This window comes from Clostridium facile (assembly GCF_014297275.1).
Lineage (GTDB): Bacteria > Bacillota > Clostridia > Oscillospirales > Ruminococcaceae > Massilioclostridium > Massilioclostridium facile.
On record NZ_JACOQK010000001.1, the window covers coordinates 1,558,331 to 1,570,794 of the forward strand.

The 12,464-nt window shown below is 36.5% G+C and carries 12 protein-coding genes; 2 read left to right on the forward strand and 10 right to left on the reverse strand.

Annotated elements, in window-relative coordinates:
* Window positions 1-411: 411 nt before the first annotated feature.
* The 6 genes from H8Z77_RS06470 to H8Z77_RS06495 all read right to left on the reverse strand — a co-directional run bounded on the left by H8Z77_RS06470 (window position 412) and on the right by H8Z77_RS06495 (window position 3,855).
* The gene (locus H8Z77_RS06470) at window positions 412-831 is read right to left on the reverse strand and encodes a GtrA family protein (protein WP_083256309.1); all 420 of its coding nucleotides are present in this window, start codon (window positions 829-831) and stop codon (window positions 412-414) included.
* A 72-nt stretch (window positions 832-903) separates the two neighbouring features.
* Window positions 904-1,137 carry a 30S ribosomal protein S18 gene (rpsR, locus tag H8Z77_RS06475; RefSeq protein ID WP_069986732.1) on the reverse strand — a complete coding sequence of 78 codons (234 nt, stop codon included), beginning with the start codon at window positions 1,135-1,137 and terminating at the stop codon, window positions 904-906.
* Window positions 1,138-1,158: 21 nt separating this feature from the next.
* Window positions 1,159-1,641, reverse strand: a complete 483-nt coding sequence (locus tag H8Z77_RS06480) for a single-stranded DNA-binding protein (protein ID WP_069986729.1) — start codon at window positions 1,639-1,641, stop codon at window positions 1,159-1,161.
* Between the two features lie 12 nt (window positions 1,642-1,653).
* On the reverse strand, window positions 1,654-1,950 hold the full coding sequence (rpsF, locus tag H8Z77_RS06485) for a 30S ribosomal protein S6 (RefSeq protein WP_069986727.1): 297 nt from the start codon (window positions 1,948-1,950) through the stop codon (window positions 1,654-1,656).
* A gap of 91 nt (window positions 1,951-2,041) precedes the next feature.
* Window positions 2,042-2,914, reverse strand: coding sequence for a UTP--glucose-1-phosphate uridylyltransferase GalU (gene galU / locus H8Z77_RS06490; RefSeq protein WP_069986725.1), 873 nt, complete (start codon window positions 2,912-2,914; stop codon window positions 2,042-2,044).
* A 17-nt stretch (window positions 2,915-2,931) separates the two neighbouring features.
* Window positions 2,932-3,855, reverse strand: a complete 924-nt coding sequence (locus tag H8Z77_RS06495) for an RING finger protein (protein ID WP_069986723.1) — start codon at window positions 3,853-3,855, stop codon at window positions 2,932-2,934.
* Between the two features lie 296 nt (window positions 3,856-4,151).
* Here H8Z77_RS06495 and prfB point away from each other — a divergent pair, with 296 nt between their 5' ends.
* A complete protein-coding gene (gene prfB, locus H8Z77_RS06500) occupies window positions 4,152-5,270 on the forward strand; it encodes a peptide chain release factor 2 (RefSeq protein ID WP_069986719.1) in 1,119 nt (372 codons plus the stop codon).
* Between the two features lie 157 nt (window positions 5,271-5,427).
* Window positions 5,428-5,931 carry a GNAT family N-acetyltransferase gene (locus H8Z77_RS06505; RefSeq protein ID WP_069986717.1) on the forward strand — a complete coding sequence of 168 codons (504 nt, stop codon included), beginning with the start codon at window positions 5,428-5,430 and terminating at the stop codon, window positions 5,929-5,931.
* A gap of 383 nt (window positions 5,932-6,314) precedes the next feature.
* On the opposite strand, the gene glgA is transcribed toward H8Z77_RS06505, so the two are convergent.
* From glgA to glgB, 4 genes are all read right to left on the reverse strand, one after another.
* Window positions 6,315-7,733, reverse strand: coding sequence for a glycogen synthase GlgA (gene glgA, locus H8Z77_RS06510; protein WP_186996526.1), 1,419 nt, complete (start codon window positions 7,731-7,733; stop codon window positions 6,315-6,317).
* A gap of 108 nt (window positions 7,734-7,841) precedes the next feature.
* The gene (gene glgD, locus H8Z77_RS06515) at window positions 7,842-8,969 is read right to left on the reverse strand and encodes a glucose-1-phosphate adenylyltransferase subunit GlgD (RefSeq protein ID WP_069986713.1); all 1,128 of its coding nucleotides are present in this window, start codon (window positions 8,967-8,969) and stop codon (window positions 7,842-7,844) included.
* A gap of 12 nt (window positions 8,970-8,981) precedes the next feature.
* Complete coding sequence (locus H8Z77_RS06520; protein ID WP_069986711.1) at window positions 8,982-10,184, reverse strand: glucose-1-phosphate adenylyltransferase; 1,203 nt, start codon at window positions 10,182-10,184, stop codon at window positions 8,982-8,984.
* Window positions 10,185-10,238: 54 nt separating this feature from the next.
* Complete coding sequence (gene glgB / locus H8Z77_RS06525) at window positions 10,239-12,416, reverse strand: 1,4-alpha-glucan branching protein GlgB (RefSeq protein ID WP_286165494.1); 2,178 nt, start codon at window positions 12,414-12,416, stop codon at window positions 10,239-10,241.
* Between the last annotated feature and the right edge of the window lie 48 nt (window positions 12,417-12,464).

Consider the following 12,464-nt stretch of genomic DNA (forward strand, 5'->3'; position numbering starts at 1 on the left):
TTATAAAGTTAAAATAAGCAAAAATCACAACACACTTTTTAAAAAATGATTGAATATTGAAACCATATAAGAACAAAGCGTACTTATTAAGTTATTTTTGAACCAAAAATAATTTTTCCTTAAAACAATTATTATTTGTATTCTTTCATCTTTCTTTTTATATCAATAAAAATTCTTATAATAAAAGTAAAGCTATCTTCTCTATAAATCATCTTAAATATTCTTAGAAGAAATATGAATGTCTTTCTTGCATTTTCTCTCGGATCAACGGAAACACATTTGCTAATATTTACCTATCACTTTTTTAAATTCAAAAATATTATTCAATTAAGAAAACAAGTGTATTTTTTATCGACAATCATTATATAAACAAAAAACCGCTGAATCTTACTCTTAGTAGGATTCAACGGTTTATTTATTTCGGTCACGGAAAATCACCAGTTTACTTCCAATATAATTAATTAAAATAACTATGCCATTGGAAATCAGTTTCATCCATTTATCATTCCAGTGAAGTATCCCTACACTGATAAACATGGTCACTAACTCAATTCCTAAGGAAAACACACGGCAAACAAGAAATCCCCCAAATTCTTTTAACAGTAAAAGCCATTGGAAACTTTTACTTTGAAAAACAAACAGCTTGTTTGTGATAAAAGCAAATAAAAAGCTAAGAAACCAAGCAGCTACAATGCTGATTAAATAATTAATTTGTAGGAAAGACTCACAAAAAAGATACGTAATATAATTGATTGCTACAGTACCGCAGCCAAATAAGGTATACCATAAAAATTCCCTGTGTTTTTGGAAGAACCCGGAAAATGAGTTCATAATCAATCCTCTCTTTTCCCACAAAACAAAATGGACGATGTGATCCTGCCACACCGTCCAAATCCTGTTATATTAGTCACTAATATAAGGTAATAAAGCCAAATGTCTAGCTCTTTTAATCGCAACTGTCAACTGACGTTGATGATGAGCACATGTTCCGGTAACACGTCTTGGAACAATTTTAGCTCTTTCACTCATGTATCTTTTCAGTTTAGCAACATCTTTGTAATCGATGTATTCTGCTTTATCAACACAGAATGCACAAACTTTTTTACGAGGTCTTCTACCGCGTACTGGTCTGTCCATAATCAAATCCTCCTTACACAATTAGAATGGCAGGTCACTGTCATCAGTACCTATTTCTTCAAATCCGTCAAAATCATCAAAATCGCCTACCGAGAAACTTTCTCCCGTTTTTGCTGGTTCCTCAAACTTTGGTGGAGCTGGATAGCTTGGCTGTTGTACCATAGGTCTTGCGCCTGTGGATTCATTTTTGCTACCACAAAAATGAGCCTGATCTACCACAACTTCAAACGCTGTACGTTTGTTTCCTTGTCTATCTTCATAGCTGCGCGTTTGGATCGATCCTTCCAAAGCAATCATCTGCCCTTTCGTAAAATAACGGCTGATAAACTCTGCGGTCTGTCTCCATGCAACAATGTTGATAAAATCAGTTTGACGTTCTGTTCCTCTTGCCGCAAAAGAGCGGTCAACAGCGATGCTGAAAGATAATACTGGAATCCCGTTGGCTGTTTGTTTCAGCTCAGGGTCAGCGGTTAAGCGCCCCATTAAAACAACTTTGTTTAACATAGAATCACCAGCTTAGTCTTCTTTTGCAATGATCAGGGAACGTAAAATGCCGTCTGTGATCTTATAAATACGATCCAATTCAGCTGGGAAATCTGGTTTGCTTTCAAAGTTAAACAGAACATAGTAACCTTCTGTTTCATAGTTGATTGCATAAGCCAGTCTACGTTTGCCCCATTCATCAACAGATTCAAGAGTACCGTGTTTTGAAATCAAATTTTTGAATTTCTCAACAAGAGCCTGGATACCATCCTCACCGATTTTTGTGCTCAGGACGATAACGGTTTCATACTTTTGTGTTAATTTTGCCATTTCAGCACCTCCTTTTGGTCTTTGGCCCTACCTCACTCGGGTAGAGCAAGGATAACTCTGATATTATACCAAACAATAAAAAGATTGTCAACTATAATGTCTTAGAAATTTCTTTTAAATAGGAGCGAAAACTTTCCCCAACTTCTTTGTGTTCCAGCCCAACTTCTACAATTGCTTGTAATATGCCCAGTTTATTTCCCATATCATAACGTTTGCCAACAAAGTCAACCCCAATCATTCCTTTTACCTGCGCTAGCTTTTTCATTGCATCGGTTAACTGGATTTCTCCTCCAGTACCAGCAGGGGTTTTTTCCAAAATATTAAAAATTTCTGGTGGTAGGACGCAGCGGCCTAAAATAGAATACAGGGACATAATTTTATCCGGTGTTGGTTTTTCAATCATGTCGCTGATTTTAAACAGATTATCCCGTACTGGCTGTACTTTCATAGAAGAATATTTTTGGATTGCTTCTTCGGATACTTCTTTAATCCCTACAACACCCAAACCAAATTCTTCATAAGCGTCACAAAGTTGGCGGCAAACTGGATAATCCGCCCGAATAACATCATCTCCGTATAGAACAGCAAAAGGTTCATCTCCAACAAAAGCCTTTGCGCACAAAATAGCATGTCCTAACCCTTTGGTTTCTTTTTGGCGAATATAAGAGATGTTCGCTAAATTGGAAATAGAAACAATCTCATCATAAATATCCTGTTTTCCACGGGCCAATAGAGTAGCTTCCAACTCAGGAGCACGATCAAAATGGTCCTCTACTGTGGTTTTCCCTCGGCTGGTAATAATCAGGATTTCTTCAATGCCACTTTGTACTGCTTCTTCTACGATATACTGAATTGCCGGTTTATCTACAATCGCCAACATTTCTTTTGGCATCGCTTTGGAAGCTGGCAACACACGGGTCCCCAATCCCGCTGCTGGAATAACTGCTTTTCTAATTCTTTTCATACAATCACTCTCCTAAATCAAATTGACAATACAAGGCTAAATATAATCGAAAATAAAAAGATAAAAATTAATCCTATCCCTACAAACAATGGGCTGACAGAACCTTTTTTCACCAAAAGTTCTTGGTACTTTGCCAGATCTTCCCCTGCTTTCGCTTTACACTTTTTAATGGTACGCACCGACCATTTATAGTAAATCCAGTTTGCGAACAATCCACTTAATAATCCAAAAATCGTAGAAAAAATACCAATAGCCTGCATGCCATAATATGCTATGTTTAACAATAATGAATTTTGGATTGGCACAATTGTATTTACCTGTACAATAGTGTAGCAAAAAGTAGCCAATAGATTGATGATTAAAAACAGGATACCCAACGGAATCATCTTACGAAACAAATAATAAACGGGAGATATAATAGCAGCTGAAAAATTAAAGGACAAAAATTTCTTTTCACTGAACCGCTTAAATTTTGGAAGATAGTAAGCTGTGTTGCTTCCAATAAAAGCAGCAAAATCTTTTACAGAAATTCCATCAATCGAATCTTCTGGATGCAATCCTCCCAACGACATCTCCATTAGCAATTGTTGTGGAACCGTATTCTGTGGTGTTTGAACTCCATCTTTTTGTTGTAAAGGAGCCCCGCAGAAAAGACAGAACAATCCATTCGGCGGATTATTCGCCCCACATTGGCTACAAACAATATTATGTTTCTGACCAGATTGTTGGGGCTGCTCCTGTTGAGATTCTCTATTAGGTGTTACGGGTTTTGTCTCATATTCCCATTCAGTTCCATGTTTACTTTGATTAGCGCAATGTTCAATTTCTTGATAACAACTGCGGTGGTGTGGTGTTCCACATTCTGGGCAAACCACAATATCATCTTGATCCTTAAATTTCTGTTGGCATACTGGGCAGACTTGTCCAACGAATTTTCCCATTTTTTCTACCCCCTTATAAATAACAAAATATTTCATTTATCATAATTTAAAGTTGATACCACTAACCTTGGTATAATAGTATAACATTTTTCCAAATGAATTACAACTTTAATTATAAATCCGTATTTTCCTCTAATTTCCCTTTTTATAGGACGATTTTGGAAGCGATTTTTTTCTGATATAAAAAGTATGGGCCAACGGTCGTTTTAATATGCTTGATTTTTTCTGTTCGATTCATTATAATAAGGAAGAAAACGTATTGAATGTAGTAAACTAGAACTGGGAGATTATGTGGAATGAATACCGTTGCATTTGAAGAATACCGCGGGCAACTTACAGCACTAAAGCCCCAAATAGAAGAATTGAAACAAGCCTTGGATATAGAAAGCAAAAATAAAGAGATTATCGAATTGGACCATCAAGCAGCACAACCAAATTTTTGGGATGATATTGAAAACTCCCAAAAGGTCTTAAAGCGCAGCACAAAATTAAAAAATACGGTACAGGCATTTGAGTCTTTATCTGCTATGTATGAAGACACTGCTATGATGGTAGAGTTTGCATTGGATGAACAGGATGATAGTTTTGAGGAGGATATTAAAACCAATCTTGCCAATATGCAACGTTCCGTATCGGAACAAACTCTCTCAACTTTGTTAACAGGGGAATACGATGATAAAAACGCTATTTTAACTTTTCATGCTGGTGCTGGTGGTACAGAGGCAATGGATTGGGTAGAAATGTTATTCCGTATGTATTCCCGGTGGGCAGAACGTCATGAATTTAAAGTGAAAACCCTGGATTTTGTGGAAGGAGAAGAAGCAGGGATTAAAAGTATTTCTGTTTTAGTAGAAGGAATAAACGCTTATGGTTATTTAAAATCTGAATCCGGCGTCCATCGTCTGGTAAGGGTTTCCCCGTTTGATTCCTCCGGAAGGCGGCATACTTCTTTTGCCTCTTTGGAAGTTATCCCAGAAATTGATGATGATACCGAAGTAGAAATCCGTCCGGAAGATATCAAAATGGATGTATACCGCGCAAGTGGTGCTGGTGGGCAGCATGTAAACAAAACATCCTCTGCTGTCCGGTTAACCCATATTCCAACTGGAATTGTAACTGCTTGCCAGAATGAACGCAGCCAATTACAAAACCGTGCTGTGGCGTTAAAAATGTTAAAGTCTAAATTGGTGGAAATTAAAGAACGGGAACAGTTAGAACGCATCGAGGATATCAAGGGGGAACAACGGGAAATTGCCTGGGGCTCTCAAATCCGTTCTTACGTATTTATGCCTTATACTTTAGTCAAAGACCACCGGACTAATTTTGAAAGCGGAAATATTAATGCCGTTATGGATGGCGATTTAGACGATTTTATTAACGCATATCTTGTTGCAAACAGCCAGGGAAAATTATAACAATAAGGATAAAAGCTCCCTTCTTCTACAAAAGGGAGCTTTTTGTATTCTATCATAATCATTTGATATCAAAAATAATCCATATTCATCATATCTATATTTTAATCTAGTTTTCCTGGCTTATACTTACTGAATCTATGAATAAAGGAGCTTTTTTATGGAAATAAAATTAAGAAAATGGAATAACCAAGATACACAACCATTAGCCCGCTTAGCCAATAATCCCAATATTGCAAACTATTTACGGGATGTATTCCCCTACCCATATCAAGCAAAAGATGCAGCTTTTTTCATCCAAATGTGCCAACAAGCAGATTCCAATATTGATCTTCCTTTTGCCATTACAGTAGATGGATCTCTTGTAGGAAGCATTGGACTTACAAGACAGTTAGACGTAAAAAGAAAATCAGCAGAACTAGGATATTGGATTGGAGAAGAATATTGGAATAAAGGAATTGCAACTCAAGCAGTAAAACAAATTTGTGAAATTGGATGGAACTATTGGGATATCAATCGAATTTATGCTGAAGTATTTTCTAATAATCTAGCATCGTGCCAAGTGTTAAAAAAATCAGGTTTTCAGCAGGAAGGGATTCTACAAAAAAGTATTTTTAAAAATGGCAATTTTTTTGATAGTATCCTATTTTCCAAAATACAATAAGTATAATTTATTTGAATTTAACATTTTTATTCCTTCCAAATTTAAATACGATTATTGTTTTCCCTTCATAGAGGAATTTATTTCCAATAGCAAAATCTGATGTAATCTTATTGAGAACACAAGTTTCTATCCATTATCTGTTAGCCATTTTTCCAAAAGTAAATTTTGGACCAATTTGTAATATTAAGTACTTAATTGACTTTCTAACTGTTTTGCTGTAAACCTTAGTAGCATCTTATACTGTTATGTACCATTTACATATTTTTTAACATAGGTCTTTCTAAAATAGGAAAGGAACCGGATGATAACTTTATCCGATTCCTTTCCTATTTGTCTATTTTATCTATTTCTAGAAGGAATAGATACCAATCTACTCGTATTCCTTAAAAGCGAAGAACATCTTCATACATTTCAATATATTGGGCAGCAGAATTCTTCCAGCTTAAATCACAGCTCATACCATACTTGACTAACGATTCCCACTCATCTTTTTTATAGTAGACTTCTTTTGCACGATACAAAGCGTTTTTCATCTGTTCCCCATCATAGCCACTAAAGGTAAAACCGTTGCCAGATCCCAAAGAACAATCCTGAATACTATCTTTTAATCCACCGGTTTCACGAACAATTGGTACTGTACCATAACGCAATGCTATCATCTGTGCTAATCCACAAGGTTCTGATTTAGATGGCATTAAAAACATATCCGCTCCTGCATAAATCTTTTTGGCCAATGCTGGAATAAACCCTAATGTAGTGGAAACCCTGTCTGGATATTTTTCTTTCATCGCCTGGAAAAAATTCTCATAACCGTAATCGCCGGATCCTAATACTACAAATTTAAAACCATTATTCACTAAATTTTCAAAAGCATATTGTACTAAATCCAACCCTTTATGGTCTACCATGCGGGTAACAATACCAACCAACGGTTCATCACTATAGGGTAGACCAACTTCTTCCATCAACGCTTTTTTGTTTTTGCGCTTTCCGGATAAATCTTTGACTGAAAAATGTGCCGCAATATCAGGGTCGGTTTCTGGATTATTGGTTTCGTAATCAATTCCGTTCAATATACCACGCATCTTTCCCTGATGGTGAATTAATTCGCGATCCATACCATGAGAATACCAAGGATCCAATAATTCCTGAGCATAAGTAGGGCTTACAGTAGTAACCTGGTTACTTACTTCTATTGCTGCTTTCATCATATTTAAGCAATCATCGTATTGCATCAACGGTTTTGCGTAATCAGGCACACCTAATACTTCCTGCATCAATTCAAAGCCGTATTTACCTTGATACTGGATATTGTGGATTGTAAATACCGTTTTAATATTGGAAAACTTATCGCAATACCGATAAAATAAATCCTGATAAACAGGAACCATCGCTGTTTGCCAATCATTACAATGGATAATATCCGGCATAAAATCGACATGCCATAACATTTGCAAAACAGCACGGGAGAAAAACGCAAACCGTTCCGCATCATCATAGTATCCATATAATCCAGGTCGTTTAAAATAATATTCATTATCAATAAAATAGAAAATTACACCATTATAGTTATATTCAAATAAACCACAATACTGTTTTCTCCAAGCAACATCTACCTGAAAATTACATAAATAGGTCATTTTAGAGCGCCATTCTTCGCTAATGTCCCCATATAAAGGCATTACGACACGGCAGGCAACCCCTTTTCCACGGATTGCTTTTGGCAAAGAGCCTGCTACATCAGCCAAACCACCAGAAGCAGCAAAGGGACGGGCTTCACTAGTTGCATATAAAACTTTCATTGGTTCACCTCATTCATTTTACAATTGGATGATTATTTGGTTGAAAAAATAAATTTACTATTATGATAAAATCCAGAGGGAACCAACATGGATCCCCTCTGTTTTTTACTAAATCGTAGTTCCTTTTGCTATATAGGCAGGATAAGTTGATGCACTAATCATGGTACGGAAATCGGAGATCGTAACATTTTTATCTGTAATTGTATATTGCACTTCTGCTTTTTCCCCAATCACAGTTCCCTGCATTAATACACAATTTTTAACAACTGCACCTTTTTTAATTTTACATCCACGGAAAACAATACTATTTTCTACTTCTCCTTCAATAATGCATCCATCTGCAATAAAACTATTTTTTACATGCGCCTGTAATCCATAACGCACAGGAGCTTCATCCCTGATTTTTGTATAAATCAGCCTTTCCTTGGTAAATAACTGATCTCTTACACTTTCGTTCAACAAATCAATGTTGGCTTGGTAATAAGCTTTTATTGATGCAATTTTCCGAACTAGACCATCATATCTGTATCCACAGATTTTATAATTCTTATTCCTTTTTTGGAGAATATCACGGTCAAAGCTAAACTCCCCTTTGCTCACCGCTTCTGTCACAATATGCATTAGGAATTCCCGTTCCATAATCATGATATTTAAAGAATAGTTAAATTCCCCAGAAATATCTGGATTACACATTGTTTCAATTAAACGTCCTGTATCATCAAAGTTTAAAATAATAGAATCTTGTGCAGCCTGGCGATCTAAATAACCAGAAGAATACATAATCGTAATATCTGCATCGCTCTCCTGGTGCTGTTCGATAAATGGAGTTAAATCAATATTGGAAACAATTTCACAATCGCTTAATACTACATACTTTTCATGGCTTCCAGCTAGGTAATCCAAAGCAGAACCTAATGCTTCTAATTTTCCACGGTAAATACCATAGTTTTTGTTACCATATGGAGGTAAAATATGTAATCCGCTGGTTTTTCTACTCAAATCCCATTCACGTCCAGAACCTACATGATCCATCAACGATTGATAATTCGCTTTTGTAATTAAACCAATATTAAAAATATTTGCATTTACCAAGTTGGATAATGGAAAATCAATTAAACGATATCTGCCTCCAAATGGTACAGATGCCATTGTTCTATTTTTTGTAATATCTGAAAGCGCAATATCATGCATATTGGCAAAGATAATCCCCATTACTTTTTGTTCTCTTGCTAACATCAGTACCACCTCCTACATGTTCTTATCAATCATTGCTTTAGCAGGAATGATTGATCCATCTGAAATTGTCAAATTTGGACCTACTACAGCTACGCCCCAGCTCTCCGAGTCAATCGAAGCTTCTGGCCTTGCCCCAATGTGAGCATTTTCACCCACTACTGCGTTTTCCCCAACAATTGCATAGTCAACCACAGCTCCACTCTTGATATGGGCACCTGGCATAATAATGCTGTCGCGAATAATTGCCCCTTCTTCTATTGTAACAGAAGCAAACAAAATCGAAAAGTCTACTTTCCCATATACTTTACAGCCCTCTGTTACCATAGAATTTTGTACTACCGCACTACGGGAAACATAATGAGGTGGTGCTACTGGGTTTCTGGAATAGATTTTCCATCCTGGATCATACAAATCCATTGGTACATTCGGATTAATTAAATCCATGTTAGCTTCCCAAAGGCTATCAATTGTTCCAACATCCTTCCAATATCCATCAAAATGGTAGGTAGTCAATTTCTTCTGGTCATTTAACATATTTGGAATAATATTTTTCCCAAAATCTTTCGAGGAGTTTGGATCATTTTCATCAGCAATTAAATATTGCTTTAATACATCCCAATTAAAAATATAAATCCCCATAGATGCCAAATTACTTTTTGGATGCTCCGGTTTTTCTTCAAATTCGTATACATCCCCATTTTCATCCGTGTTCATAATTCCAAAACGGCTTGCTTCCTGCATTTCTACTTCCAAAACAGCAATAGTACAATCTGCCTGACGCTGTTTATGTACTTTTAACATATTATCATAATTCATTTTATAAATATGGTCACCAGATAAAATTAAAACGTATTCCGGATCATAACGTTCAATAAAGGAAATGTTCTGATAAATGGCATTTGCTGTTCCAGCGTACCAACTTGCACCGGATACACTTTGATAGGGGGGAAGAATATGTACGCCGCCATAAACACGGTCCAATCCCCAAGGTTGACCATTCCCAATATAATCATTTAAAATCAATGGTTGGTATTGTGTTAACACTCCAACAGTATCAATGCCAGAATTAACACAGTTAGAAAGCGGAAAATCAATAATACGGTATTTTCCCCCAAAAGGCACTGCTGGTTTTGCCACTTTTTCCGTGAGCACATGCAGCCGGCTCCCCTGACCGCCGGCTAAAAGCATCGCAACACATTCCTTCTTTACAAACATAAAAATCCTCCTATCTCAAATTACACCCCAAATAAAACCTGAAAATTTTTTCTCTTATTTCTTATTTTTTTCTTCTTTTGTTGTTTTCTTTACAGAAGGTTTTGGAGATGTTTCTTTTGCTGTTTTTGTCTTTGTTTTTGTAGAAACAGATTTTGTTGTTGCTTTTTTTGCTGTATTCTGTTTTACTGTTTTTTCTACCGTTGGCTTTTCTTTTTCCACCTGTTTTTTTACAGCAGGTTTTTTTGCTGTTTCTTTTACAACTTTTTCTGCTACATCTGATTTTTTAGTAGCAGCCGTTTTTTTGGTTGCTTTTTTAGCCGCTGGTTTTGTTTTGGAATCAGCTGTTTTCTTTCTTGGGATACTACGTGGTTTTAAATAGGTTACCCCCATTGGTGGAACAACTAGCTCAATGGATTGTTCATATCCATGCATTGCTACCTTTTCCGCTTTAATTGGAGTAGAGTTCAAATTCCCTTGCCCACCAAATTCAGTGGAATCAGAATTAAATACCTCTGTATAGCTGGTCTGGAATGGTACCCCAATCCGGTAATTATAATACGTAATTGGTGAGAAATTACAAACAACAATCAGTTCATGCCCCGTTGCGTCAATACGGCGGAACGCAATCACGTTTTGGGTATTGTCATCACTGGAAATCCAAGAAAATCCTTCCCAAGAATCATCCACTTCCCAGAACGGTTTATTTTTCAAATAGAATTTATTTAAAGTTTCAGTATAATGGGCAAGTTGTTGATGAGATTTATAATCAAATAACATCCAATCCAATTCCTGTTCAAAGTTCCATTCAATGAACTGTCCAAATTCCTGCCCCATAAACAGAAGTTTCTTACCAGGATGCGCCATCATATAGCCCAAGAAAACGCGCATACCAGCAAATTTCTGTTCATATTCCCCTGGCATTTTATTGATTAAAGAACATTTTCCATGTACCACTTCATCATGGGAAATTGGCAAAATAAAGTTTTCAGAAAACGCATAGAAGAATGAAAAAGTTACCTTATCATGGTTTCCTCCACGGAAATAAGGGTCCAATGAAATATAGCTGATCATATCATTCATCCAACCCATATTCCATTTAAAATTAAACCCTAATCCACCAACATCCCCCGGCTGGGTTACCATTGGCCATGCTGTAGACTCTTCCGCAATCATTAAACGGGAAGGATAAGCAGTTAAAATTTCTTTATTTAACTTGCGTAAAAATTCAATGGCTTCCAGGTTTTCTTTTCCCCCATATTGGTTTGGAACCCATTTTCCTTCTTCACGATCATAATCCAAATATAGCATGGAAGCTACTGCGTCTACACGCAAACCATCAATATGGTATAACTCCATCCAGTACATAGCATTGGAAACCAAAAAGGAAACAACCTCTGGCTTGCTATAATCAAATACTTTTGTCCCCCAGTTCGCGTGTTCTCCTTTACGTGGATCTTCGTATTCATAACAAGGCTGTCCATCAAACTCATACAGTCCTTGCGCATCTTTTGGAAAATGGGCAGGAACCCAATCCAAAATTACGCCAATTCCACTTTTGTGGCACATATCCACAAATTTCATAAAATCATGCGGTGTGCCATAACGGGAAGTAGGAGCATAATATCCTGTAATCTGATATCCCCAAGAAGCATCAAAAGGATATTCTGCCAATGGCATTAACTCGATATGGGTATATCCCATCTGTTTGACATATGGAATTAATTCTTCTGCTAATTTTACATAGTTAAATGGGGAACCATCCTCATAAGTACGCCAAGAACCTGCGTGCACTTCATAAATATTCATTGGGGAACGGAAATTATTCTTATTTTGTTGGGCTGTCTGCCATCTCTGATCCCCCCATTTATAACCAGATAAATCGTATAATTTAGAAGCTGTACCCGGTCGAGTTTCCATATGGAAACCAAATGGATCCGCTTTCATGACTTGACGCCCATCAGCAGTAATAATACTGTATTTATACATCTCATACTGGTTTAAGCTTTTTATAAATATTTCCCAAATACCACCATCATGAATTTTTTTCATCCTGTGTGGTTCTGCATTCCATTCGTTAAAATCGCCTACAACAGAAACTGATTTTGCATGGGGAGCCCACACTCGGAACCAGTATCCTTCCTGATTTCCCTTTTTTCCCGGATGTGCCCCGAAGTATTCATAAGCATGTGTATTATTGCCAGTAAAAAAGTCAGTTATATATTTTGTTTTCATTGGAATCATCCCTTCCCGTCACAATCAGCCTGAAATTCCTTTTATTTC